Consider the following 24676-nt stretch of genomic DNA (forward strand, 5'->3'; position numbering starts at 1 on the left):
ACCCGCCGCCATTCAGCCGGTCGGTGTAAACTATTGATCTCACTGGCAATGCCAGTCTCTGCGATCACCAGCCCGATGACGTCCGCCGCCGCCCGTTACGCCGATTCCCTGCGCCTGTCCGTTGCCCCGATGATGGACTGGACGGACCGCCATTGCCGCGTATTCCACCGCGTGCTGGCACCGGGCGTGCGCCTGTACACGGAGATGGTGCACGCCAACGCGGTCATCCACGGTGATCGCGAACGCCTGCTCGGCTTCGACCGCAGCGAACAGCCGCTGGCGCTGCAGCTGGGCGGCAGCGACCCGGCGCTGCTGGCGCAGGCTGCGCGCATCGCGGCGGAGTGGGGCTACGATGAGGTCAATCTCAACTGCGGCTGCCCGTCCGACCGCGTGCAGGCCGGCCGCTTCGGCGCCTGCCTGATGCGCGAACCGGTGCTGGTGGCCGAGTGCGTGGCGTCAATGGTCGATGCCGTTCAGATCCCGGTGACGGTGAAGTGCCGCCTGGGCGTGGACGAGGACAACGATTACGACGTGTTCGCCGCCTTCGTCGACCGCCAGGTCGCCGCCGGCGCGGCGATGGTGGTGGTGCACGCGCGCAACGCGTGGCTGAAGGGCCTGTCGCCGAAGGAGAACCGCGAGGTTCCGCCGCTGAAGTACGACTGGGCCTACCGCCTGAAGCAGGAGCGCCCGGCGCTGCCGGTGGTCCTCAATGGGGGCCTGGCCAGCATCGAGGCGGTGCAGGCGCAGGCCGCGCACGTCGATGGCGTGATGCTGGGCCGCGCGGCCTACCACGACCCCTACCTGCTGCATCAGCTGGAGGCGCTGCAGACCGGCGCTCCACTGCAGTCTCGCGGCGATCTGCTGCGCGCGCTGCGCCCCTACGTGGAAGCGCGGCTGGACGAGGGCCTGGCGCTGAAGCACATCACCCGCCATCTGCTCGGCCTGTTCCACGGCCAGCCCGGTGGCCGCGCATTCCGCCAGGTGCTGAGCGAAGGCGCGCACCGTCCGGGCGCCGACTGGGGCCTGGTCGAACAGGCGCTGGCGGTCACGGAGCGTGACGCGGATCGTGCCGCAGCGTGACCGCAGTCACATTCCTGACTTGACGCCGCGCGGCAATTGGTCCCGAATGTTCACATAGCTGAACATCATGGGGTCGCGACCGGAAAAGTTCAGACCGGATTCACTGCCTCAAACCAAGAATTTGCAAAGGATTTGTAAAAGGCCGGGTCCCGAACCCGGCATCCGGATTCACGACTTTTGAACGAATCGCCGTGCTCGGCTAGGATCGCATCGATGTCTTCCGCTCCCCTTCATTGCCGCATTGCCCTGGCCACGTGCGTGGTGCTGGCGGCCGCGCCGCTGTCGTCGGCGCTGGCGCAGCAGCCGACGCGTGGCGAGCAGGGGCGTGCAGAGATGATGGAGCGGGGCGAGCGCGGCAACCGTGGCGACGAACGTTCGCTGTCCGATGCCGTGCGCCGCGTGCAGCGCACCACCGGTGGCCACATCCTCGGTGCCGAGCGCGTGCCGTTCGATGGTCGTGACATCAACCGGGTGAAATACATGGACGACCGGGGCCGGGTCCGCTACATGGACGACCCCGCCCCGTCGCGTTCACAGCCGCGCACGCCGCGGTCGGATATGTCATCACTACGCGGCGATAACCCCTGAACAGGGATAGTCGTCGCTATCAACCCGTACCCCACTGGCCTCCGGGCCACACCCAGGACACTAGGGAGAGTTCATGCGTATCCTTCTGGTCGAAGACGAAGCCCCGCTGCGTGAGACCCTGGCAGCCCGGCTCAAGCGCGAAGGCTTTGCCGTCGATGCTGCGCAGGACGGCGAGGAAGGCCTCTACATGGGGCGCGAAGTTCCGTTCGATGTCGGCATCATCGACCTCGGCCTGCCCAAGATGTCGGGCATGGAGCTGATCAAGGCCCTGCGTGACGAAGGCAAGAAGTTCCCGGTGCTGATCCTGACCGCGCGTTCGAGCTGGCAGGACAAGGTCGAGGGCCTGAAGCAGGGCGCCGACGATTACCTGGTCAAGCCGTTCCACGTCGAAGAGCTGCTGGCCCGCGTCAACGCGCTGCTGCGCCGCGCCGCTGGCTGGAGCAAGCCGACCCTGGAATGCGGCCCGGTCGCCCTGGACCTCGCCGCCCAGACCGTCAGCGTGGCCGGCAGCAATGTCGACCTGACCAGCTACGAGTACAAGGTGCTGGAGTACCTGATGATGCATGCCGGTGAACTGGTCTCCAAGGCCGACCTCACCGAGCACATTTACCAGCAGGACTTCGACCGCGACTCGAACGTGTTGGAAGTGTTCATCGGCCGCCTGCGCAAGAAGCTGGACCCGGATGGCGAGCTGAAGCCGATCGAGACCGTGCGCGGCCGCGGCTACCGTTTCGCGATTCCGCGCAACGAGGGCTGAGCCGGCTCACCCTGGCGCTTACACGATGTCCGGCCGTCTGTGGTTCTTCCGACGCTGGCGGCCGCGCTCACTGCAGGCGCGCCAGATGCTCGCCGCGTCCGTGGGCCTGGTGGCGTTCCTGGCCCTGGCCGGTTACGCGCTCGACGCCGCCTTCGCCGACACGGCGAAGGCGAACCTGCGTGAGCGCCTGAAGAACTACGCCACCTCCTACGCGGCCGGCATCGACTTCACCCGCGACCGCTCGCTGTACATCCGCGAGCAGCCGCCGGATTCCCGCTTCGACGTGCCCGGCAGTGGCCTGTACCTGCAGGTAGTGATGCCGCACGGCAAGGGCAATTCGATGTCCGCCGAAGGCCCGATGCTGCCCACCGTCGGCGGCGGCCTGCTGGCACCGCGCCAGGAGGTGTTCGAAGGGCCGCTGCCGATGATCCAGATCGATGGCAGCCAGGGCTCGGTGTACCGCTACGGCCTGGGCCTGGTGTGGGGCGCCGACGCCGATCCTGCCACCGAATTCCCGTACACCATCTATGTGATGGAAGACTCGCGCGCGCTGGGTGCCCAGCTGCGCGTGTTCCGTGGCCGCGTCTGGTTCTACCTGGGCGGCATCGGCCTGATCCTGCTGCTGCTGCAGACCGTCATCCTGCAGTGGAGCCTGCGCCCGTTGCGCCGGGTGATCACCGAGCTGACCAAGGTGCAGCGCGGTGAGACCGAGCGCATGAGCGAGCGCCACCCGCGCGAGCTGGAACCGCTGACCGACAGCATCAACGCTTTCATCGAAAGCGAGCGCGAGAACCTCGAGCGCCAGCGCAACACCCTGGCCGACCTGGCGCACAGCCTGAAAACGCCGATCGCGGTGTTGCGCACGCAGATGGACAGCGGTGCCGGCGACGGCGCGCTGCGCGAAGAACTGGACGTGCAGTTGCAGCGCATGAACAACCTGGTTTCGTACCAGCTGGCGCGCGCGGCCTCCTCGGGCCACAAGCTGTTCTCCGCGCCGCTGCCGATCGAGTCCAACGCCGAGGAAATCGTGCGTGGCCTGGAGAAGGTCTATGCCTCCAAGGGTGTGCTGTGCGAATTCGATATCGATCCGGCCGCACGCTTCCACGGCGAACCGGGCGACCTGCAGGAACTGCTCGGCAACCTGCTGGAGAACGCCTTCAAGTGGGCCAACCGCCGCGTGCTGCTGACCGCGCAGCCGCTGCCGGCACCGAACGCGCGCCGCGCCGGCCTGCTGCTGGCGGTGGACGATGATGGCCCGGGCATCGCCCCGGACGACATCGGCAAGGTACTGCAGCGCGGCGTGCGTGGCGACGAGCGCGTGCAGGGCCACGGCATCGGGCTGTCGATCGTGCAGGACCTGATCAAGGATTACCGCGGCGAACTGGCCGTGGGCCGTTCGGCCGAACTGGGCGGCGCCCGCTTCGAAGTGCGCTTGCCGACAGGGCCGTAAACTTCGTTGATCGGTAGTGCCGGCCGCTGGCCGGCAACCAGGCCATGCCATCGAAGAGCATGAGGGTGCCGGCCAGCGACCGGCACTACCGTATTGCGATGCTGGGCGGCTCGCCGTAGAACCGCCGCAGCTGCGCGGCCACCTCCGGCAACGCCTGCTGCAGCAGATCCGGTGCCGAGAAGTGGTACTCGCTGGCCACCGCGAAGAACTCCTCCGGCGCCTCGGCCGCATACGGATCGATCAGGGTCTCTTGGCCAGCGTCCACCTGCGCGCAGAAGGCATCGTAGGCGCGCTGGAACGTGGCCGCCCACTCGCGCTGCCACGCACGCGGCAGCGGCGGCGTGCCATCCATCGCCCCATCAAGCGCATCCAGCTTGTGCACCATCTCGTGCACCGCCACGCAGTAGCCCTCGTGCGGCGCCGCCAGGTCGGCCTGCACATCGGCCCAGGACAGGATCAACGGACCGCTGTCCCACGACTCGCCGATCAGCTCGTCATCCCACTCGTGCAGCACGCCGGCCGCATCCATGTGGCTGCGGTGCACGCGGAACGCGTCGGGGTAGACGATCAGCTGCGACCAGCCCTCCAGCCCCACCGCGCCGAACTCCAGCAGCGGCAGGCAGCACAGCGCGGCCAGCAGCACGCCGTCGTCGGCCTGCAACTGCAGCTCACCGATCGGGGTAATGGTCTTCTCATGCAGGAAGCGCGTGACCAACACGCGCAAGCGCGCACGGCGTTCGTCGTCCAGTCCGTGCAGCCAGGCCGCACGGCGGCAGGCGTGTTCCCACAGTGCATCGTCGATCGGCCGCGGCGCAGGCCGCAGCCACTGCAGCAACGACTTGATCAGCGGAACATTCCCGGCAGGTAGCTGTGCCACTTCGGCGCACGGATGCGCTGCAGGACGTCGTCGTCGCTGCCGCCGCCCCCGGTGCTGGTGGCACTGCTGGCCGCAGGGCGTACCGGTGCCGGCTTGGTGGTCGCAGCCGCGGCGGTCGCGGTCGGCGCGCGCTGCGAGGCGGCATCACCGTTGGAGGACACGCAAGCGCCGCGGCTGTCGTCCAGCGCTGCCGTCGCAGACGCCGCGAAGGGCATCATCAGCAGGATCAGGCAATGGGCATAACGGCGCATTGACGACATCCACGTTAAGGGAGGGTGAGTTCCCGATTCTAGCCCGAACCCGGCGCCCCGTTGGAAGCCCCCGCAGAACCCAGCGTGGCGGGCGTCGCTGGCGGCTTTACCGCATAATTCCTGCCTGACTTCGTGGAAGCTGCCGTGGACGATCGCCAATTGCTGGCCAAACTCGCTGCCGGTCGCCTGTCCGGCGACGCCCTGGCCCGTGAGCTGGGCCAGACCCGGGCGGCTATTTGGAAGCGTATTCAAGGGCTTAGGGCCGCCGGTGTGGATGTCGAGGGCCGTGCCGGCGAGGGCTATGGCCTGACCCGCCCGGTTGACCTGCTGGACCCGGCGGCGATCCGCGCTGGCCTGCCCGCCGACGCCCAGGCGCTGCTGCACGACCTGCAGGTGGCCTGGACGGTGGACTCGACCAATGCCGAATTGCTGCGGTGCAGCGCGCCCCAGCGCGGGGTCAGCGTGCTGCTGGCCGAACGCCAGACCGGTGGCCGCGGCCGTCGTGGCCGTACCTGGGCCTCGCCACTGGCCGCCCATGTCTACCTGTCGGTGCTGCGGCTGTTCTCCGGAGGCCTCGGCCGCTTGGCTGGCCTGAGCCTGGTGGCCGGCATCGCCGTGGCCGAAGCGCTGCACGATCTGGGCTACACCCAGGCGCAGCTGAAGTGGCCGAACGACCTGCTGGTCGATGGCCGCAAGCTGGTTGGCCTGCTCGCAGAAGGCGGTGGCGAATACGCCGGCCCGGCGCGCGCGGTGATCGGCATCGGCATCAACACGCACATGCCGCCCTCGTTCGCCGAGCAGATCAGCCAGCCGTGGGTGGACCTGGACACGCTGGCTGGCAAGCCAGTGGATCGAAACGTGGTCGTTGCCGCCGTGCTGGCGCGACTGCTGCCGGCGCTGGAGGAATTCGATCGTGAAGGTCTTGCTCCGTTCCTGCCGCGCTACGCCGCCTTCGACATGCTGGCCGGCCGCGAGGTGCGGGTGGAACTGGATGGGCAGTGGCAGCATGGCACCGCACTCGGCCTGGCCGATGACGGCGCGTTGCGCGTGCGCATCGATGGCCGTGAGCGCCTGCTGCACGCCGGCGAAGTCAGCGTGAGGGCGGCATGAGCGATTGGTTGTTCGACCTCGGCAACTCGCGCTTCAAGTTCGCGCCGTTGCAGGGTGACCGTGCCGGTGACGTGCAGGCCTGGGCGCATGGTGCCGAAGGCATGGCCGGGCAGCCACCGCATAGCCTGCCCAGCGGCCGCACCGCGTTCGTGGCCAGCGTGGCCGCACCGTCGCTGACCAGCGCCATGCTGGACCAGCTGCAGCGCCGCTTCGAGCATGTGCATGTGGTGCGAACCAGCGCCGAATGCGCCGGCGTGCGCATTGCCTATGCCAAGCCGGAAAAGTTCGGCGTCGACCGCTTCCTGGCCCTGCTGGCCGCAGCCAAGGCGCAGCGCCCGGTGCTGGTGGTCGGCGTGGGCACCGCACTGACGATTGACCTGCTCGACGCCGACGGTCAGCACCACGGTGGCCGCATCTCCGCATCGCCCACCACCATGCGCGAGGCATTGCACGCGCGTGCGGTGCAGCTGCCGGCCACTGGCGGCGACTACAGCGAGTTCGCCAACGACACCGCCGATGCGCTGGCCTCCGGTTGCGATGGCGCCGCGGTGGCGCTGATTGAACGCAGTGCGCAGCACGCGCACACGCTGCTGGGCGTGGCGCCGTCGCTGCTGGTGCACGGCGGCGGCGCACCGGCGTTGATGCCGTTGCTGCCCGGCGCCGACTACCACCCCTCGCTGGTGCTGGATGGCCTCGCCCGCTGGGCGGTGCACCAGCCCGCAGGCTAGTATCCGCGCATGCTGACCCGTGCCCTGATCGTCGTACTGGCCATCCTCAACCTTGGCGTCGCCTGCTGGTGGCTGCTGCGCGATGCACCACAGAAGCCTGCGCCGCCACTGCAACCCGCGGGCGTGGCCGAGCTGCGCTGGGTGCCCGGTGGCGTGGATGCCAATGCCGCAGCCGAGGCCACCGCCGCCGCTCCGACAGCACCGCTGATGGAGCGCGAACCGGCTGCGAAGACCGCGGTGGCTGCGACGCCTGCGCCCGCGCCGGCCGTGCCGGCCCAGCCGGAAGTTTCCAAGCCGCAGGTGGCTGAGGCTGCGCCGGTTGCTGCCGCTGCCAAGCCGGCACCACCGCCTGCACCCGGTCCGGTACCGGAAACGCCCGCAACCCCGCCCGCGGCCGCTGAGCCGCCGCGCTGCGTCGCGCTGGGCCCGTTCGCCGACCGCGCCGCCGCGAGCAGCGCGCAGGGCAAGGCCGGCACGCTGCTCAGCCAGGTGCGCCTGCGCGAACAGCCCGCTGCCAGCGGCAGTGCCCGTTACCGGGTGATGCTGCCGGCCGCCGCCAACCGCGACGAAGCGCAGGCCACCGTGAAGCGCATCGTCGCCGCCGGCCTGAGCGACTACTACATCATCAGCCAGGGCGAGGACGCCAACGCCGTGGCGCTGGGCCAGTACCGCAACCGCGAGGGCGCCGAGCGCCGCATGGCAGCGGTGCAGGCCGCCGGCTTCCAGCCGCGCCTGGTCGCCAGCGGCGACGCCGGGCAGTGGTGGCTGGAAGCGCAACTGGCGGCGGGCACGCAGCCGGCCCAGGCCCAGCAGCGCAGCGGAGCGGCACAGAGCCGGTCGCTGGAATGCACGCGGTTGCGCTAGAATCCCCGGACCGCGGCGCTGCCGCCGGTGATTCACCCATGCCGCTTTAGCTCAGTTGGTAGAGCAACTGTCTTGTAAACAGTAGGTCATCCGTTCGATTCGGATAAGCGGCACCATCCCCATGAGTCAGCGCCTCTTTGCGCTGCTCCAGGTACTCGCCCAGTGGTTCGAAAGGCGGTACACCCGGTGCCTCGGCAGTCTTACCTTGAGAATGATGGTCCGTCCTGCGCATGGACCTGCTGCGCTGACTGCTGTTCAAGATTTGCTGCCAATGAATCAGCGCGATGAAGTGACTCCGCTTCAGGCGCGCGAAGCGCGTCCATCGTATTCATGGTTCCACGGCGTTGGGCAGGATCGTCCATCGCTCCCTCGACGATGAATACTCTCTCGCCACGTGCAAGGGACTCTGTCGGGTTGTTCACTACGACGTGGTCAACTCTTGAAAGCCCGTGCTCCTTCGCGAGCACCAGCAAACTCGCGGACATGCGTTGGCTCGACTCATCCCACTGCTTCCCGCTCTCGGCATCCAGGCGTTCCACACCCGCTCTTATCTGCTTATAGAGAGAACGGTCAGCATCGCAGAGTTCAGCTACTGAGAAAGCCGCTCGTTGCAGCGAAAGTGAGTCATCGCCGACCACGGCGACTCTTTCCGCAGCCGAAGTGCGCTCGGCGTCAAGTTCTGGCTCGGGCCTACGTCGACGCTGCGTGGGTGCTATGTGCTGATCATAGTGCGCGCCATAGTAAAGCTCGTATGTCGCATGAGGACCAACAGAAGGAGCCTCTGTTTTGAACACTTCAGCGATCTGCCCAAGCGCTTGGTTTCGATTGATCCGCCCGGCCTGGAGTTCAACGGCAATAGCTCCATACTGTTGTGGACGATTACCCGTGCCGGACACACCAATGTCCGGCCCACCAGCTGCAATGAGTTCACGCTGGACCTGGACATTACTGAGCGTCGCAGCTGCTTCTCCGCGTAGCAGGGTGTTTACATAGGATTGCTTGGACGTCGGATCGGGACGTTCAGTGAAGAGATGGTGCCCCACTTCATGGGAAAGAGAGCGCGCGATTCTGGGGCCTTGCCCAACCGCGTTCTCGTCAATAACGATCTTCTCACCGGGAACAAGATAGGTGCCCCTACCGGCTTGTCCCCAGACAACATCCAGATCGTCGCGCTCGGCCTGTGCGAGACCCGCTCGAAGTGTTGGTGATTTCGCCAGAAGCGGCGCCAACGAAGGGTCAGCCAACGGGGACTCCGGCCGACGTACGGGTCCTGGGCGAGGCCCGTCCTGCGGCTGCGGCAGTTCAGAGTCTTCAGTACGTTCCATGTTCGAGCTCCTGCCCAGGGGGTCAACGCTGACTGATCAATACGTGGGTCAATGTCGCATTGTCAGGGGCCAGAGTGAGTACAACCTCAGCACCGTTGACTGGCGCGGTCCAGTAGGGGAGGGAGTCAGGGGCATCAGGCCGAGGTGGATACTGCGCCGTTCCCTCCCAGATGACTTCTTTGAGCGCGACGCTCGGTGGCGCGACATCGAAGGTCAGCTTCGCCTGCGCAGGATTATCGACAGCACTTCTCAGTGTGATGTTCCGAACTTCAAGGCCGCCCAACATTCCACGTTCTGCGGTTCGCTCGTCTCTCAGGCCCTGCCGAGCCGGTTTTCCAAGATGCGTGTGAAGCTGTTCGTTCAATGCATCGATATCGCCAAACCGCACATTGGACAATCGCTCGATGCTGTTCTTGAATCGCTCCATACCAGCTTCACTCCCTGATTTGATGGTCTGTCTTTGATTCACATGATCTGATGGGGGCGACGTCGCGGCGCTCGAACATGCTGCCAGCACAAGCGCCGGAACAACGATCGCGAGGCGACGACGCGCTGCGATCCAGAGGCGGCGCCGACGTCCGCGTTTTGATGAAGAATCGCATTCCTCGACCCACGCATCCATGAAAGCATCTCTCGCGCCAATGTCACGCTCTTGAATCTAGCACAGCGTTTTGTGAGTACGGATCGGGTTCCCGTGAAAAATGAGCTACTGAAAACGCACCCGGTTCCACTTTCCAGTTTAAAAAACGGGGCGTCAGCTGCGAGGGAGGGAACATCAGACGGAAGGCCGAGCACACCTCCATGCGGGCAATCCGATAGTTGAAAGACTGTAGCCTTTAGGCTACAGTCCTCCATGAAGATCCAGCGTACCCGTCAGTTCGCGACATGGATTGATGCTCTCAAGGACGTAACTGCACGCGCTCGCATCCTGGCCCGCATCGGTCGGCTCGCCGAAGGCCATCCGGGTGATCACCGCTATCTGGGGGACGGTATTTCCGAACTGCGTATCGATGCAGGGCCGGGCTACCGCCTGTACTACACCCAGCGCGGCAGGCAGTTGCTGATTCTTTTGGTCGGAGGTGACAAAAGCTCACAGCAACGCGATATCGAAAAGGCCAGGGAGATTGCGCGTGCCCTGTGAGCGTCGAACCGGCTGTAGTCGAAACGAATCAATACCGAAGTACTGGAGCTGTTCCATCATGGCCACTAAGAAAAAAGTCGAACTCAAAGCATTTGATGTGGCCGAACATCTTCGGACACCCGAAGAAATGGCCGCCTACCTCGATGCCTGCATCGAGGAAAGCGACGGCGATTCCGCATTCATCGCCAAGGCGCTTGGCGACATCGCGCGCGCTCACGGTATGAGCAAGGTTGCGCGCGCGGCGGGCCTGTCGCGCGAGAGTCTTTACCGCGCACTGTCCGGCGAACGCAGCCCCGATTTCGCCACCATCCTGAAGGTGACCCGTGCCTTGGGTGTGCGCCTGCATGCCAGTGCCGTGTGAGGCATCAAGACACTGCGCTCCACTTCCGCCGCCTCAAGAAGTCCGGTGCGATCAGTCTCAATCAAACCGAATGATGCGGATCAACCCTCTTGTTGACGATCCGTCTCCGAAGGCGGCCACCGTGCCACAGGGGAATACCTCTTTCGCACCGTCATGGTTGATGAAGGAGATTGTGCAGTGTGCCCGCGTTCCAGGCGTGATGCGGGTGATGTCGCGGTCATTCAGCACGAAGCTGTACCACATGAGTTCAGGGCTTATGGAAAGCGCCATGGGGCGTGCGGTGGAGGCGATCATCTCGGTAACAGCGCCGCCGCGCGAATCCACTTCGTCCAGCCGCAGTTCAACGAGGACAGGTTTCAGGTTTGGGTAGGGTGTGCTCATCCCAGCAGCGGGTCTGCCTGATTCGTTGGCCGGGGTTGCGACGTGTTGAACCTGTGCGTTGGGGATGCCAACGTTGCGCATTATTGAGCCCCGCCCACCTGCAACGCTACATACTCCACCAGCCCCCGGCAGGCCAGCATCAGCCCTTCGCGCGTGCCATCGCCGATATCGTCCTTCTCTTCCCCGTCCACGCGCACGCGCTCGGCGGCGTGGTACAGCTCCAACAGCGACACCAAACCCACCGCAGCGCGATCCCGGCGGGCGGCGGCCACCGCCTGGCCGGGTGTGCTGGCGGGCCCCGCCCACGGCTGTCCATCGGCGGCATCACCGGCGCGGATGCGCTGCAGGCAGCTGGGCAGGTTGATGGACGCAGGCGCTTCGTTCGCAGCGGCGAAAGCGGCTTCCAATGGCTGCGCCAGTTCGGGCGGCAGGCGCAGGGCGGCCTCGCCGAGGGTGGCGGTCAGGTACGGGTGGTAGGGTCTGGACATGCGGGCATCCTCGGCAGGAACAGAGATGCCACCGGAGAAGGGTGGCGGGCGATACGTGGTTTCCAATCCCGGGACTGAATGAGCCGGTGGGCACGAAGCCCCCACGCACCGCCCGCCGTCGATCGGCGAACGGATTGCCAGCCGGCGCCGCACCTGGGAAGGACGACGCCGGCTGGCAAGCGTATACAGCTTTCAGTCTTCGGGTTGGAAATCCCGGCCACCTCGCTGAAGGTGGCGATTCATCATGCGCAGGCGAAATCCCCGCCTGCCAGTCGTTTGTTTCGATGGCATCGGGCGATCTGAAAGGAAAAATGAATTATCGCGTTTGGCCTGTTTCGAGCAGCGTAATGCCAGAAGCGACAGTTCGCGCAGTGCCGCAAACCACGAAACATCCGGCTGTGCCATTGCTGTCGCACGGCACATCGCGGCCCACGACGTAAAGCTGGCTTAACCGCCCCGGCAGGGCTCCAAGAGTACCCTAGCAGACCTGAATCCCCCACGCGTGTCACCGGGTTCTTGATATTCCTCACGGACAGGCCGCAGCGCCCCACCGCATACTGCCGCCACACGCCCACCCTGGGCCCCCTCGGGATCCGCACATGCGTCGCCACGCCCTGTCGCTCACCGTCGCACTGGTGTCCACCGCTTTCGTGGCCCCGGCCATGGCCGCGGTGCCGTTCTTCAACGCCAGCTGCCCGGGCGGCATCGACGTGCACGCCGACGAAGGCGGCCCGGTCTACGTGCAGGGCCGCGAGGCGGCGCTGAAACGCTTCAACGACCGCTACGTCGAAGCACGCGATGCCAATAGTGGTGTCACCCTGTCGATCAGCCGCAGCGATGACGGCACGCCGCAGATCAGCTATACCGGCCGTGGCGGCGCCAATGGCATCTGCCAGGTCAGTACTCGCGGCACACCCGCGCCCGCCGCAAGTGGCGCGCAATCTCACGACGCCGCCGGTGGCGATGCCGCGCTACCGCGCGAAGTCACCTGCGAATCCACTGACGAGCAGCAGGTGTCGTGCGATCTGAATACTCGCGGCAATGTGGAAATCGTGCGCCAGCTCAGCCGCACCCGCTGCGAGGAAGGCAAGAACTGGGGCCTGTCGCGGCACTCGGTGTGGGTCAATGGTGGATGCCGCGCGGTGTTCCGCAACGTGTCTTCGGTGACCACCCCGGCGCCGGCAGGCGATACCGCGTTGGGCGCCTGCAACATGCGCAAGGGCGCTCAGGGCGCACTGGTCACCCAGATGCCGGTGGGCAGCGATTACCAGGAACTGATCATCGATTATCCCGATGGCCGTTTCCTGTGCATGATGCGCAACAGCGGCCAGGTGCAAAGCCTGACGCCGGTTCGCCACCGCGGCGGTTGACGCGCAACGGCACATTCGGCGTTGGCGTATGTCCGGAACGGGGCAACGCAGCACGCATTGCCCCTGTCCCGCTATTGCTGATTCACCGGGTCATTGCCCTTCTTGTAGGAGTACCCGGTGACATCCCAGCCGCCGCCATGGCCGGATGAGGGTTCCACCCAGGTGAATTCCCACGTCTGGATGGAGCCATCGGGAAGCAGGTTCTCCACCCGGTAGATCTCACCGGGAACGCCCTGCTCCGGCAGCTTTCCGGGAATCGATCCGTCCGCGCGTGCAGACGCGCGCCCTACGGAGAACGCCCGCCGTTCCACCTGTACATTGCCGTAGCCCTGCGGGGCGAACGTCGGCTTTACCCGCTGCGCCACCCAGTCGAGCACTTCGCGTGCGCCCGCCGTCTGCATGGGATACGCGTCGGTGGTCACCGTATGCGTGATGCGTTGCGAGGACGCACTGGCAGCTGCCGGAATCAGTCCGCCCAGGGCAATCGCCAGTACCGCAAGTCCATTGAGTGCATGTTTCATGTGCGTCGTTCTCCAGGGTTGGGGAAATGAAGCCGCACCGTCCGGGTGCCGACGCAGAGTGGAGACAAGGACCGCCGTGGGTAAGAGGCGATGCCGACTCGGGTGTGAAGCGGATCAAGGAAGGGCGGGTTTCTGACCGCTCAGCGCTGGAATACCTGACCGGATACGGCTGCCAGGCAGCGGTGATCCGGCCATTGCCCTGCTGCACCGCCGCGAGTGGTGTCACACAGCTCTGGCTAGACTGTGCTTCTTTTTCCGCACTGCAGGAGGCACCCATGGCCCATCCCATTTCCGTATCCCTGATTGGCGTTCCCACCGATGTCGGTGCGGGCCATCGCGGTGCACGGCTGGGGCCGGAGGCGCTGCGCGTGGCGGGCCTGCCGGAGGCGCTGGAAGCGCGCGGTGTGGACGTTCGTGACGTGGGCAACCTGGATGGCCCACGCAACCCGTGGACTGCGCCGGTGCAAGGCTACCGCCACCTTGATGAGGTGGTGGCCTGGAACCACGCATTGATGGAAGCCAGCTACGCCGAACTGCAGGCCGGCCGCATGCCCATCATGCTCGGCGGCGACCATTGCCTGGGCATCGGTTCGATCACCGCCGTCGCGCGGTGGTGCCGCGAGCAGGGGAAGAATCTGCGCGTGCTGTGGCTGGATGCGCATTCGGACTTCAATACCAGCGATGTCACCCCGTCGGGCAACATCCACGGCATGCCGGTGGCCTGCCTGTGCGGGCTCGGCCCGGAGGCGCTGACCCACCTGGGCGGCAGCGCCCCGGCGATCACCCCGGCGCAGATGCACCAGATCGGCATCCGCTCGGTGGACCCGGAGGAAAAGCGCCTGATCAAGACCCACAAGGTCGATGTGTACGACATGCGCTACATCGACGAAAACGGCATGAAGCGCGCGGTGGAAGCGGCGCTGGCCGGCATCGATGAGAACACCCACCTGCATGTCAGCTTCGACGTCGACTTCCTCGACCCCAGCATCGCACCGGGCGTGGGCACCACGGTGCCGGGCGGGGTGAACTACCGCGAGGCGCAGCTGGTGATGGAGATGATCGCCGACACCGGGCGGATGGGATCGCTGGACATCGTCGAGCTCAACCCCTTGCTGGACAAGCAGAATGCCACCGCCGAACTGGCCGTGGACCTGGTCGAAAGCCTGTTCGGCAAGTCCACCCTGATGCGCGACTGAGGGCCTGGCCTGAACGGATCGCTGATCCGTTCACACCCGCTCCACGCCGCTGCCGCCAGATTGCACGTCACGCGGCGGTGGTGGCAGTGCGCCCTCCCGCCGAGCGACAGAACCCCATCCGCGAATGAAGCGGTGTAGCGGCGAACCCAAGGAGAAGCCCATGAAGCGCGTAGTTGCCCTGATGCTGTTGTCGATGTTCTCGGTGGCCCTGCTGGCCGGTTGCAATACCGTTGCCGGTGCCGGCAAGGACGTGCAGAAGGCCGGTGAAAAGGTTGAGGACGCCGCCAAGGGCAAGTGAGCCCGGCGCGGGTTGGAAAACGAAAAGGCCGGGGATCTCCCCGGCCTTTTTTTCTGCGCGGCGTCCGCTGCACGAGTGTCGAAGCGGAGTGAACCATTCAAGCAGGTGAGCATGCATTTCATTGCGGGTTGACCGCTGCTCAACAGCCGCTGCGGGAAGCTGCAACCACGGTAAGAACGCCGTTGCAACCAAGGACTCCCAGCAATGAACAAAGACATCATTTCCGGCAAGTGGTCGCAGCTGAAGGGCAAGGCGCAGGCCAAGTGGGGCGATCTGACCAACGACGACTTCGACGTGGCCGAAGGCAATGCCGAGTATCTGGCCGGCCGCCTGCAGGAACGTTATGGCTGGGCCAAGGACCGCGCTGAGAAGGAAGTCCGTGAGTTCCAGGACGCAGTGAGCAAGGACTATCCGGATTACAAGTAAGCGCTGACCGCTTACCCCCCACAGCACGACGCCCGCACCGTGAGGTCGCGGGCGTTGTGCCGTCTGGGCCGGGCGATCAGCGCGCCGGCGGGTCCGGGACGTAGCGGTTGGGGAAGGCCTGCGGTTCGCGCGGCAGGCGCGAGGGCGAGTCCACCAGGATGCCGCGCGCACGCAGGTTGCGGGCGCTGTCGTAGCGCAGCTGCAGCACCTGGGCCGGGCTGCGGCTGGCGCGCTCGAAGTCGGTGTCGCGCACCGAGGACTGTTCGCGCGCACCGTGGCCGGTACCCAGCGCCGGGGCCTGCGATTTGCTGGCATGGCCGTCGATGCGGCTGGCACTGGCATCGGCGGCCGCTTCGGCCTGTGCGGCCGGCGCCGGCAATGGCAGGCCACGGCGCAGGATGGGCTCGGGGCGCCAGCGACGTGCCTCTTCGAACACCGCCACGCCGACCACGCCGATGTTGTCCGGGCGGCCGGTGCGGCTGGCATAGCTGCCGCTGGGGCTGCTGAACACGAACTGCGCAACTTCGTCCTGGCTCTTGCGCCAGCCGGTGATGTCGGCGCGCTGGCCGGGATTGAGCACGTAGCCGGTCTGCGAGGGATCGGCATCCTCGCCGGAGATGGCGTTGATGCCGTCCACCGACAGCACCACCAGCACTCGGCGCGGGCTGTCGTTGTACAGCCGCACGGCGTAGCGGTGGCCGCGCTCGCCGGCTACCCAGCGCTGGCCGTCGGCGGGGTAGCTGCGCAGTTCGGTGCCGCGGTCGCGGTCGACCAGGGTCATGCGCACCGGGCCGCCCTCGTAGGCCGGCGGCGGCGGTGCCGGGCGGAAGCCGGCCAGGGGCAGGATCAGCAGCAGGGGCAGCAGGCGTTTCATCGGGCGTCTCCAGCGGGGTTGGGTGAATGAACGCGCCGCCGGCCCTGACGGGGTTGGCCGCCGGCACGGTAAACTGGCCCCGTTCATCGAAGGTTTCCCCACGCAGTCATGACGACCCGAGTCCTTACCGGCATCACCCCCTCCGGCACGCCCCACCTGGGCAACTACGTTGGCGCCATCCGTCCGGCCATCGCGGCCAGCCGCGCGCCGGGGATCGAGAGCTTCTTCTTCCTGGCCGACCTGCACAGCCTGATCAAGTCGCAGGACCCGCAGCGCACCCAGCGCGCGACCCTGGAGATCGCAGCCAGCTGGCTGGCCTGTGGCCTGGACCCGGAACACGTGTGGTTCTACCGCCAGAGCGACATCCGCGAGACGACGGAGCTGATGTGGTTCCTGACCGCCATCGCCAGCAAGGGCATCCTCAACCGCGCGCATGCCTACAAGGCGGCGGTGGACAAGAACCGCGAGGAAGGCCTGGACGAGGACGCAGGCGTCAGCGCCGGCCTGTTCATGTACCCGGTGCTGATGGCTGCCGACATCCTGATCTTCAAGGCCAACCAGGTACCGGTGGGCCGTGACCAGATCCAGCACATCGAGATGGCGCGGGATTTCGCCCAGCGCTTCAACCACGTGTATGGCAAGGAGTACTTCCCGCTGCCGGACGTGGTGATCGACGAGCAGGTGGCGACGCTGGCCGGCCTGGATGGCCGCAAGATGAGCAAGAGCTACCACAACACCATTCCGCTGTTCGTGCCGCGCGAGGAGCTGAAGAAGCTGGTGTTCTCGATCCTGACCGACTCGCGCGCGCCGGGTGAGCCGAAGGACACCGAAGGCTCGGCGCTGTTCCAGATGTACCAGGCGTTCGCCACCCCGGAACAGACCGCGGAATTCGCCAAGGCGTTCGCTGCGGGCATCAGCTGGGGCGATGCGAAGCAGCAGTTGTTCGAGCGCATCGACAGCGAGCTGTCGCCGCTGCGCGAGCGCTACAACGCGCTGATGGCCGAGCCGGAGAAGATCGAAGCGCTGCTCAAGCGCCGTGGCCAGCAGCTGCGCGAGCAGTTGGCGGCACCGCTGCTGGAAGAACTGCGCCACGCCGTGGGCCTGCGCGACCTGTCCACGGCGGGCGACATCGCCAGCGAAGATGCCGGCGTGGCCCGGGTGGCGCCGCCGCAGTTCAAGCAGTACCGTGAGAAGGACGGCCGGTTCTACTTCAAGCTGACCGCCGGCGACGGCACGCTGCTGATCCAGAGCGAAGGCTTCGATTCGCCGCGTGATGCCGGCCAGCTGATTGCCGTGATCAAGCAGGCCGAGCAGGGCGACCAGCTGCAGAGCGAGCTGTTCAAGCTGGACGCCGAGGTGGACGCGGTGCTGGCCGCGCTGGCCGTGCTGCGCGAAGACTAAAGGTCGTGCCGGCCGCTGGCCGGCAATTGTATGGGAAACGCCGGCCAGCGGCCGGCACTACCACGGTATTTGCATAGGAAATGCCGGCCAGCGGCCGGCACTACCCGCCAACGAAGGTCATGGCATGATGTCCGCGCGCCGCCGGCGCGATGACATGGAGTCTGCGATGGCCTGGTTGTCGCTGCTGCTGTTCCTGCCCTGGTTCCTGCTGCTGGGCGGCCTGTACTGGCTGTTCCCGCGCCAGCCGCGCAGCGTGCGGCGGCGCCTGTTCGACGGTACTACCTTGGTACTGGCTTTCGCGCTGAGCATCGTGTCGATGCTGTGGGGCTACCGTATCGGCGTGGTGCAACCCGGTGCCGGCCCGATCTGGCCGCAGGTGCTGGCGGTGCTGTACGCCTACGGCGCGTTCCTGGCGGTGCTGGTGCTGGCCCTGCTGTTGCGGCCGCGCTGGCTGCACCGGTAGTGCCGGCCGCTGGCCGGCAACGGCAGTCAATGGGCTACCCCGTTGCCGGCCAGCGGCCGGCATTACCCGACCAAAGCCGCATCGAACCCGGGCCACCCGCGCGCCTACCATGGGTGTCTGTTCCCGACCCTGCCAGGTGCGTGCCGATGACCGCCGACCCCAGCATCCACACCATCGATACCGGCTTCCAGCGCCCGGACTTCGACGCGGCCTACCTGATCGTTGAAAACGGCCGCGCCGCGTTCGTCGACTGCGGCACCGGCCTGTCGGTGCCGGCCATGCTGCAGGCGCTGGCCGACGCCGGCCTGGGCGTGGATGCGGTGGACTGGCTGCTGCTCACGCACGTGCACCTGGACCACGCCGGCGGTGCGGGTCTGCTGATGCAGCAGCTGCCGAACGCGAAAGCGGTGCTGCACCCGCGCGGTGCACCGCACATGATCGACCCGACCCGGCTGATCGCCGGTGCCACGGCGGTGTATGGCGCCGAAGAGATCGCGCGCAGCTATGGCCGCATCGAACCGATTCCCGAACAGCGGGTCGTGGTGGCTGAAGATGGCCACCGCATCGACCTGGCCGGCCGCGAGCTGGTGATGCTGCACACGCCGGGGCACGCGCTGCACCACTACTGCGTATGGGATGCGCGCAGCCGCAGCTGGTTCACCGGCGATACGTTCGGCATCTCCTACCGCGAGCTGGACAGCGCGCAGGGCGCTTTCATCTTCCCCACCTCCTCGCCGGTGCAGTTCGACCCGGAGGCGATGAAGGCCTCGATCCGGCGCATGCTGGGCTACGCGCCGCAGGCGATGTACCTGACCCACTACGGGCGGGTGCAGCAGGTGGAGAAACTGGCCGAGGACCTGTTCGAGCAGATCGATGCGATGGCGGCCATCGGCCGACAGTGCGACGGCCGGCCTGACCGCCACCGCTGCCTGCTGGCGGCGTTGCAGGCACTGTACCTGGAACGTGCACAGCTGCATGGCTGTGCGCTGGACGATGCGGCGGTGACTGCGGTGCTGGCGATGGACATCGAACTCAACGCGCAGGGCCTGGCCTGCTGGCTGGACCGCATCCGCCCGTAGAGCCCGGCCATGCGTGGATGAGGTGGCCAACGCTGCGCCGTGATGTCACGTCCACGTTACACTCTGGTGACTTCCAAGCTAGCCGTGGTATTGCCGTGAATCCGATGCGCGTGTTGCTGCTGTCGTCCTGCCTGTTTGTCGGGGGCCTGGCCCATGCGGCCAACGACCTGCCGGGTGGTGGCATCGATCCGCAGGCACTGTCGCGCCATGTGCGTGTGCTGGCGTCGGATGAATTCGAGGGCCGCGCGCCGGCCACCGAGGGCGAAGAGCGCACGGTGCAGTACCTGATCGAGCAGTTCCGCAGCTACGGGCTGCAGCCGGGCGGCGTGGATGGCAGCTGGGTGCAGCCGGTGCCGTTGGTGCGCGCGCAGCTGGACGGCCCGGCCAAGGCCAGCCTGGCGCTGAAGCAGGGCCGCCGCGCGCTGACCAACGGCGTGGACGTGACCCTGCAGAGCCTGCAGCCGCGCAAGCTCGTGCAGATCAAGGAGGCACCGCTGGTGTTCGTCGGCTACGGCATCGATGCGCCGGAACGCCACTGGAACGACTACAAGGACGTGGACCTGCACGGCAAGATCGCCGTGGTGCTGATCAACGATGCCGATTTCGAGGCCGATGCGCCGGGCGCGTTCGACGGCAAGGCGGTGACCTACTACGGCCGCTGGACCTACAAGTTCGAGGAAGCCGCGCGCCGTGGTGCCGAAGGCGTGCTGATCGTGCACGAGACCGCGCCGGCCGCCTACGGCTGGGCCACGGTGAAGAGCTCGGGCACGTCGTCGCTGTTCGACATCGAGCGCGGCCAGGCCGAAGCGATGGCGCAGCACACGCCGCTGCGCGGCTGGATGCAGCGCGAGCTGGCCGAGGCGATCTTCGCCGACGCCGGCCTCGACTTCGATGCGGAGAAGCGCAAGGCGATGCGCGCCGACTTCCGCCCGGTGGCACTGGACAACGCCAAGCTCAGCGTGGATTTCGCGCTGAAGCGCGAGCAGGTGGTCACCCGCAACGTGGTGGCCAAGCTGCCCGGTGGCGAGCATGGCGACGAGGCGGTGATCTTCTCCGCGCACTGGGATGCCTTCGGCATCGGCCAGCCCGACGCCAAGGGGGACCGCATCCGCCGCGGTGCGATCGACAATGCCACCGGCGTGGCCACGGTGCTGGAGCTGGGCCGTGTGTTCGCTGCCGGCCCGCAGCCGCAGCGCACGCTGTACTTCGTGGCGCTGACCGCTGAAGAGAAGGGCCTGCTGGGGGCCAGCTACTATGCTGCGCACCCACTGGCGCCGCTGGACAAGACCGCCGCGGTGCTGAACATCGAGATGTTCAGTCCGGATGGCCCGACCCGCGACATCGCGTCGTGGGGCAAGGGCCGGGTGTCGCTGGAAGGCGACCTGGAACGCGTGGCCAAGGCCCGCGGCCGCAGCTACAGCCCGGACCCGAACCTGGAAGCCGGCTTCTTCTACCGCGCCGACCACTTCGCCTTCGCCCGCCTGGGCGTGCCGGCGATCACCATCGGCCCGGGCCTGGACAAGCTGGACGGTGGGGTTGAAGCCGGCCGCGCGCTGCGCGAGAAGTACTTCGCCGACTGCTATCACCAGGCCTGCGATGCCTGGACGCCGAACTGGGACCCGAGCGGCCACGCCGCCGACACCCTGCTGGTCTACGACCTGGGTGCGGAGCTGGCCAACAGCCGCCGCTGGCCCACGTGGGAAAAGGAATCGGAGTTCCGCAGCGCGCGTGACAAGAGCGAAGCGGCTCGCCGCTGAGGTAGTGCCGGCCGCTGGCCGGCAACTCGCTGCTCTTCCCGGAGGTTCATGAGGTTGCCGGCCAGCGGCCGGCACCATCGGGTGTTCGTCAGCGCCGGCGCAGCAGCTTCCAGGCGGCCCAGCCACTGGCGGCGAGCGCTGCCAGATAGCACGCCACCATCGTACGCAGGCCGACCAGCGATCCGCCGTTGACGCCGCGATGCAGGCGCAACTGCAGCGAGCTGTGGCCGCTGCCCAGGTCCACTGCCAGCTGCAGCATCAGTGCGGCGCAGAACACCAGCAGGGCAATCCCGAAACCGATGCGTGGCCACGTGGCCTGTGCGCTGGGGCGGCGCAGCAGCCAGGCCAGTGCCGTGGCTGCGACCAGCGTCGCCGCGATCCACATCAACGGGGCGGCGGGAGAAGCCGCGGCCACCGGCAGTGCACCGGTGGCCGCGATCACGGCAGCGCGCTTACTTGCGGGTGCCGTCGAGCCAGTTCGGGCCCTTGTTGGTGAGGAAGAACACATAGACCACCAACGATACCGCGATCGTGGCAGTCACGTAGATGGCGAACCAGTCGACGTGGCCGGTCTTCAGCGCGCCCTGGTACAGCAGCGGGGCGGTGCCGCCGAACAGCGAGTTGGCCAGCGCATAGCCCAGGCCCACGCCCAGTGCACGCACGTGGGTGGGGAACAGTTCGGCCTTCACCACCGCGTTGATCGAGGTGTAGCCGGTGAGGATGACGAAGGCCAGCGCCAGGGTCAGGAAGGCCAGGGTGGCATCATGCTGGTGCGGCAGCTGGGTGATCAGGTACCAGCTGTACAGCACGCCGCCGACGCCGAAGAACACCAGCAGGGTCTTGCGGCCGATGATGTCCGACAGCCAGCCACCGACCGGCTGCAGCACCATCAGGAACGCCAGCACGCCCAGGTTGATCAGGGTGCCGGTCATCGGATCGTTGCCGGCGAAGGCGCTCTGGATCATCTTCGGGCCGTTCACCGAGTAGGTGTAGAAGGCCACGGTGCCGCCGGCGGTGATCAGGAAGCACAGCAGCAGCGGCCGCCACTGGTGCACGAACAGTTCGTACATGGAGCCGGACTTCTGCGCCTTGCCCTCGCGCGCAGCTTCGATCGACGACTCCGACAGCGACTCGTCCATGCCCCGGCGCAGCCAGAACACCACCACCGCGGCGATGCCGCCGATGCCGAAGGCGATGCGCCAGCCCCACTCGGAGATCTCCGGCTTGCCCCAGAAGGTCAGCATCAGCAGCAGGGTCAGCTGGGCCAGCACATGGCCGCCGACCAGGGTGACGTAGTGGAAGGAGGACAGGAAGCCGCGTCGGCCCGGAATGGCAGCCTCGGACATGTAGGTGGCGCTGGCACCGTACTCGCCGCCGGTGGCGAAGCCCTGCAGCAGGCGCGCGAACAGCAGGATCACGGCGGCCCAGATGCCGATGCTGGCGGCGGTGGGGGTGACGGCGATCAGGAACGAACACAGCGCCATCAGCGTGACCGAGACGGTCAGCGCCAGGCGGCGGCCGTGGCGGTCGGCGAAGCGGCCGAAGAACCAGGCGCCGATCGGGCGCATCAGGAAGGTCGCTGCGAAGATCGCCCACACGTACATCGTGGAGTTCTTGTCGTCCGGCGAGAAGAACTGCGATTCGAAGTACACGGCGAACACCGAGTACACGTAGACGTCGTACCACTCCACCAGGTTGCCGGCGGAGCCTTTGAGTGTGTTGGAGATCGACCGGCGCAGGGCGGCGCGGTCGTTGGCGGGGACGGCGGGTTGGGACGTGGTGCTCATCTGGGTGGAAATCCTCGATGCGGCGCGTCCGTGCGCAGGGAAAACGGCGCACGGTCATCGGGACGGCGCGACCGGGCAGCCTTCTTGGTACTGCATCGGCCGTCAACACGGGGTAGCAGACCAGCGCAGGGTGCATGGATGGATGACAGCGTGCCACCGTACGGGGTGCCGGACCATACTCAAAACGTCCTAGAATCCGCCTTCCCCCGGCTCCCTGGTGTGTCATGTCGGCTCCCCCCTCTTCGTCTGCGGCTGCCCCCCGGGGTGGCCTTGTCGCGCTGGCGCTGCTGCTGGTCTATGTGGTGTGGGGCTCGACCTACCTGGGCATCGCCAAGGCCCTGCATGGCGGCGCGCTGCCGCTGACGATGGTGTCCGGCAGCCGCTTCATCGTCGCGGGCGGCCTGATGTTCCTGGCGCTGCGCCTGTTCTGGAAGCTGCCCAACCCGACACTGCGGCAGTGGCGCAACCTGGTCATCATGGGCGTGACCATGCTGGTGCTGGGCAACGGCATGGTGGTGCTGGCCGAGCGTGAGGTGTCCTCGGGCCTGGCCGCCACCGCGGTGGCCTCGGTGCCGCTTTGGATGGCACTGTTCTCGGCGTTGCGCGGCCAGCACGCCAGCCGCGGTGAATGGCTGGGCATTGCCATCGGCTTCCTCGGTGTGGTCTGGCTCAATGCGGGCAGCAGCCTGACCGCTTCGCCGACCGGGCTGGTGCTGCTGCTGATCGCGCCGATCGGCTGGGCCTTCGGTTCGGTGTGGGCACGCGGGCTGGACCTGCCGGGCCCGTTCATGACGGCGGCCGGGCAGATGATCTGCGGTGGCGTACTGCTGGTTCTGATCGGCCTGGCGGTCGGCGAGCGCCCGACCACGCTGCCCGATACCGGTGGCCTGCTGGCGATGGCCTACCTGTGCGTGTTCGGTTCCATCGTCGCGTTCACCGCCTACGTGTGGCTGCTGCAGAACGTGCGCCCGGCGCTGGCCGGCAGCTATGCGTACGTCAATCCGGTGATCGCGGTGCTGCTGGGCGCGCTGCTCAACGGTGAGCGCTTCGGCTGGCGCGACCTGCTGGCGATGGCGGTGATTCTCCTGGGTGTGGTGGTACTGACGATGGCAAGGACGCGCAAGAAATGAGCATGGACGAGAAAGAACAGCGCCGGGGCCTGCTGGTCACGGCCTCCACCTTCGTCATCTGGGGCCTGGTGCCGGTGTACTGGCACCTGCTCAATGAGGTGCCGTCGTTCCAGATCATCGCCCACCGCATCATCTGGAGCACCGTGCTGGTGCTGGGCTGGCTGCTGCTCAGCGCACGCCTGGGCTGGTGGCGCAAGATCGCCGCGCAGCCGCGCGCGCTGCCGATCCTGCTGGTCTCGAGCCTGACCATCGCGTTCAACTGGGGCCTGTACATCTGGGCGGTCAACGCCGGCCATGTGATCGAGACCAGCCTGGGCTATTTCATCAACCCGCTGGTGAACGTGCTGCTGGGCGTGCTGGTACTGAAGGAGCGGCTGCGCCGCCTGCAGTGGGTGGCGGTGGCGATGGCGGCGGTGGGCGTGGCGTGGCTGACCATCGACGCCGGCACGCCGCCGTGGATCGCGTTGGGCCTGGCCTGTTCGTTCGGCCTGTATGGGCTGCTGCGCAAGCTGGTCTCGGTCGACCCGGTGGCGGGGCTGGGCGTGGAGAGCATGTACCTGTTCCTGCCGGCGCTGGCCTTCGCGATCTGGGCCGAGAACGGCCATGGCGGCGCGTTCTTCCATGGCTGGGGCTGGCGCAACGACCTGCTGCTGATCTTCGGTGGCGTAGTGACTGCTGTTCCACTGATCGGCTTTGCCTACGGTGTGAAGCGCATTCCGCTGTCGCTGGTCGGCATCCTCCAGTACATCGCACCGAGCCTGCAGCTGCTGCTGGGCGTGTTCTTCTTTCATGAAGCGTTCGATACCGCCAAGGCGATCGGCTTTGCCGCGATCTGGGCCGGCCTGATCCTGTTCGTCGGCGACAACATCCGCACGATGCGCGCCAAGCGGTAGCGCAGGCGCAGCTACGGGGTCGGATCCCTCCCCAACGCGGAGGGCTCTGACCCCGTTTTCGCGCAAAAAAGAACGGCGCC

The 24676-nt window shown here is 66.8% G+C and carries 29 protein-coding genes and 1 tRNA gene; 20 read left to right on the plus strand and 10 right to left on the minus strand.

Annotated elements, in window-relative coordinates; genetic code table 11:
* Positions 1-48 precede the first annotated feature (48 nt).
* From dusA to LRM18_RS05685, 4 genes are all read left to right on the plus strand, one after another.
* A complete protein-coding gene (dusA, locus tag LRM18_RS05670) occupies positions 49-1080 on the plus strand; it encodes a tRNA dihydrouridine(20/20a) synthase DusA (protein ID WP_270952241.1) in 1032 nt (343 codons plus the stop codon).
* Between the two features lie 213 nt (positions 1081-1293).
* The gene (locus LRM18_RS05675) at positions 1294-1668 is read left to right on the plus strand and encodes a hypothetical protein (protein WP_053504938.1); all 375 of its coding nucleotides are present in this window, start codon (positions 1294-1296) and stop codon (positions 1666-1668) included.
* Between the two features lie 73 nt (positions 1669-1741).
* Positions 1742-2425 (plus strand): response regulator transcription factor, encoded by a 684-nt coding sequence (locus LRM18_RS05680; RefSeq protein WP_004136763.1) that lies wholly within the window; start codon positions 1742-1744, stop codon positions 2423-2425.
* A gap of 25 nt (positions 2426-2450) precedes the next feature.
* Entirely contained in the window at positions 2451-3875 is a 1425-nt protein-coding gene (locus LRM18_RS05685; RefSeq protein WP_049466224.1) for a sensor histidine kinase, read from the plus strand.
* An 85-nt stretch (positions 3876-3960) separates the two neighbouring features.
* Here the strand turns inward: LRM18_RS05685 and LRM18_RS05690 are convergent, their stop codons facing one another.
* Both LRM18_RS05690 and LRM18_RS05695 read right to left on the minus strand, forming a co-directional pair.
* Positions 3961-4752 carry a M90 family metallopeptidase gene (locus tag LRM18_RS05690; protein WP_270952278.1) on the minus strand — a complete coding sequence of 264 codons (792 nt, stop codon included), beginning with the start codon at positions 4750-4752 and terminating at the stop codon, positions 3961-3963.
* Positions 4719-5003 carry a hypothetical protein gene (locus LRM18_RS05695; protein ID WP_270952280.1) on the minus strand — a complete coding sequence of 95 codons (285 nt, stop codon included), beginning with the start codon at positions 5001-5003 and terminating at the stop codon, positions 4719-4721. Before LRM18_RS05695 ends, LRM18_RS05690 begins: the two co-directional genes overlap by 34 nt.
* Before the next feature lie 144 nt (positions 5004-5147).
* Between LRM18_RS05695 and birA the strand changes: the two genes are divergently transcribed.
* The 4 genes from birA (at position 5148) to LRM18_RS05715 (ending at position 7821) form a co-directional block, all read left to right on the plus strand.
* Positions 5148-6113, plus strand: coding sequence for a bifunctional biotin--[acetyl-CoA-carboxylase] ligase/biotin operon repressor BirA (gene birA / locus LRM18_RS05700; protein WP_049466222.1), 966 nt, complete (start codon positions 5148-5150; stop codon positions 6111-6113).
* Complete coding sequence (locus tag LRM18_RS05705; protein WP_150828232.1) at positions 6110-6841, plus strand: type III pantothenate kinase; 732 nt, start codon at positions 6110-6112, stop codon at positions 6839-6841. Before birA ends, LRM18_RS05705 begins: the two co-directional genes overlap by 4 nt.
* A gap of 9 nt (positions 6842-6850) precedes the next feature.
* Entirely contained in the window at positions 6851-7705 is an 855-nt protein-coding gene (locus LRM18_RS05710; RefSeq protein ID WP_270952282.1) for an SPOR domain-containing protein, read from the plus strand.
* A 40-nt stretch (positions 7706-7745) separates the two neighbouring features.
* Positions 7746-7821, plus strand: a tRNA-Thr gene (locus LRM18_RS05715).
* Positions 7822-7905: 84 nt separating this feature from the next.
* On the opposite strand, the gene LRM18_RS05720 is transcribed toward LRM18_RS05715, so the two are convergent.
* Together LRM18_RS05720 and LRM18_RS05725 are read right to left on the minus strand one after the other, a co-directional pair.
* Positions 7906-9030, minus strand: coding sequence for an XVIPCD domain-containing protein (locus tag LRM18_RS05720; RefSeq protein WP_270952284.1), 1125 nt, complete (start codon positions 9028-9030; stop codon positions 7906-7908).
* 22 nt (positions 9031-9052) lie between these two features.
* Positions 9053-9652 carry a hypothetical protein gene (locus LRM18_RS05725; RefSeq protein ID WP_164082502.1) on the minus strand — a complete coding sequence of 200 codons (600 nt, stop codon included), beginning with the start codon at positions 9650-9652 and terminating at the stop codon, positions 9053-9055.
* A 231-nt stretch (positions 9653-9883) separates the two neighbouring features.
* On the opposite strand from LRM18_RS05725, the gene LRM18_RS05730 reads away from it, so the two are divergent.
* Positions 9884-10171: a type II toxin-antitoxin system RelE/ParE family toxin gene (locus tag LRM18_RS05730; RefSeq protein ID WP_012478870.1), complete on the plus strand. Its 288-nt coding sequence runs from the start codon at positions 9884-9886 to the stop codon at positions 10169-10171.
* 58 nt (positions 10172-10229) lie between these two features.
* Positions 10230-10532 (plus strand): addiction module antidote protein, encoded by a 303-nt coding sequence (locus tag LRM18_RS05735; protein WP_270952292.1) that lies wholly within the window; start codon positions 10230-10232, stop codon positions 10530-10532.
* Between the two features lie 57 nt (positions 10533-10589).
* On the opposite strand, the gene LRM18_RS05740 is transcribed toward LRM18_RS05735, so the two are convergent.
* Together LRM18_RS05740 and LRM18_RS05745 are read right to left on the minus strand one after the other, a co-directional pair.
* The gene (locus LRM18_RS05740; protein WP_053461924.1) at positions 10590-10913 is read right to left on the minus strand and encodes a hypothetical protein; all 324 of its coding nucleotides are present in this window, start codon (positions 10911-10913) and stop codon (positions 10590-10592) included.
* Between the two features lie 80 nt (positions 10914-10993).
* Positions 10994-11401, minus strand: coding sequence for a hypothetical protein (locus LRM18_RS05745; RefSeq protein ID WP_270952295.1), 408 nt, complete (start codon positions 11399-11401; stop codon positions 10994-10996).
* A 599-nt stretch (positions 11402-12000) separates the two neighbouring features.
* Here LRM18_RS05745 and LRM18_RS05750 point away from each other — a divergent pair.
* Entirely contained in the window at positions 12001-12771 is a 771-nt protein-coding gene (locus LRM18_RS05750; protein WP_270952297.1) for a DUF3011 domain-containing protein, read from the plus strand.
* Positions 12772-12842: 71 nt separating this feature from the next.
* On the opposite strand, the gene LRM18_RS05755 is transcribed toward LRM18_RS05750, so the two are convergent.
* Positions 12843-13292 carry a hypothetical protein gene (locus LRM18_RS05755; RefSeq protein ID WP_270952299.1) on the minus strand — a complete coding sequence of 150 codons (450 nt, stop codon included), beginning with the start codon at positions 13290-13292 and terminating at the stop codon, positions 12843-12845.
* A gap of 275 nt (positions 13293-13567) precedes the next feature.
* Here LRM18_RS05755 and rocF point away from each other — a divergent pair, with 275 nt between their 5' ends.
* The 3 genes from rocF to LRM18_RS05770 all read left to right on the plus strand — a co-directional run bounded on the left by rocF (position 13568) and on the right by LRM18_RS05770 (position 15212).
* Complete coding sequence (gene rocF, locus LRM18_RS05760) at positions 13568-14488, plus strand: arginase (protein WP_053461927.1); 921 nt, start codon at positions 13568-13570, stop codon at positions 14486-14488.
* 160 nt (positions 14489-14648) lie between these two features.
* A complete protein-coding gene (locus LRM18_RS05765) occupies positions 14649-14786 on the plus strand; it encodes an entericidin A/B family lipoprotein (protein ID WP_014035659.1) in 138 nt (45 codons plus the stop codon).
* A 204-nt stretch (positions 14787-14990) separates the two neighbouring features.
* Positions 14991-15212, plus strand: a complete 222-nt coding sequence (locus tag LRM18_RS05770; protein ID WP_004153772.1) for a CsbD family protein — start codon at positions 14991-14993, stop codon at positions 15210-15212.
* Between the two features lie 76 nt (positions 15213-15288).
* Here the strand turns inward: LRM18_RS05770 and LRM18_RS05775 are convergent, their stop codons facing one another.
* Complete coding sequence (locus LRM18_RS05775; protein WP_270952325.1) at positions 15289-16086, minus strand: hypothetical protein; 798 nt, start codon at positions 16084-16086, stop codon at positions 15289-15291.
* A gap of 108 nt (positions 16087-16194) precedes the next feature.
* Between LRM18_RS05775 and LRM18_RS05780 the strand changes: the two genes are divergently transcribed.
* From LRM18_RS05780 to LRM18_RS05795, 4 genes are all read left to right on the plus strand, one after another.
* Complete coding sequence (locus LRM18_RS05780; protein WP_057494453.1) at positions 16195-17487, plus strand: tryptophan--tRNA ligase; 1293 nt, start codon at positions 16195-16197, stop codon at positions 17485-17487.
* A 166-nt stretch (positions 17488-17653) separates the two neighbouring features.
* On the plus strand, positions 17654-17950 hold the full coding sequence (locus LRM18_RS05785) for a hypothetical protein (protein WP_053461930.1): 297 nt from the start codon (positions 17654-17656) through the stop codon (positions 17948-17950).
* A gap of 146 nt (positions 17951-18096) precedes the next feature.
* Complete coding sequence (locus tag LRM18_RS05790) at positions 18097-19029, plus strand: MBL fold metallo-hydrolase (protein ID WP_057494452.1); 933 nt, start codon at positions 18097-18099, stop codon at positions 19027-19029.
* A 104-nt stretch (positions 19030-19133) separates the two neighbouring features.
* The gene (locus LRM18_RS05795; protein ID WP_270952443.1) at positions 19134-20786 is read left to right on the plus strand and encodes a M28 family metallopeptidase; all 1653 of its coding nucleotides are present in this window, start codon (positions 19134-19136) and stop codon (positions 20784-20786) included.
* A gap of 88 nt (positions 20787-20874) precedes the next feature.
* Here the strand turns inward: LRM18_RS05795 and LRM18_RS05800 are convergent, their stop codons facing one another.
* Complete coding sequence (locus tag LRM18_RS05800) at positions 20875-21171, minus strand: hypothetical protein (RefSeq protein ID WP_270952444.1); 297 nt, start codon at positions 21169-21171, stop codon at positions 20875-20877.
* Between the two features lie 67 nt (positions 21172-21238).
* Complete coding sequence (locus LRM18_RS05805; RefSeq protein ID WP_057494450.1) at positions 21239-22573, minus strand: MFS transporter; 1335 nt, start codon at positions 22571-22573, stop codon at positions 21239-21241.
* Positions 22574-22797: 224 nt separating this feature from the next.
* Here LRM18_RS05805 and yedA point away from each other — a divergent pair, with 224 nt between their 5' ends.
* Both yedA and rarD read left to right on the plus strand, forming a co-directional pair.
* A complete protein-coding gene (gene yedA / locus LRM18_RS05810) occupies positions 22798-23703 on the plus strand; it encodes a drug/metabolite exporter YedA (RefSeq protein WP_049468675.1) in 906 nt (301 codons plus the stop codon).
* Positions 23700-24596 (plus strand): EamA family transporter RarD, encoded by an 897-nt coding sequence (gene rarD, locus LRM18_RS05815; RefSeq protein WP_053461935.1) that lies wholly within the window; start codon positions 23700-23702, stop codon positions 24594-24596. The genes yedA and rarD overlap by 4 nt, the downstream gene beginning before the upstream one ends.
* Positions 24597-24676 lie beyond the last annotated feature (80 nt).

It is taken from the genome of Stenotrophomonas sp. PI_27, from assembly GCF_027854495.1.
GTDB lineage: Bacteria > Pseudomonadota > Gammaproteobacteria > Xanthomonadales > Xanthomonadaceae > Stenotrophomonas > Stenotrophomonas pavanii.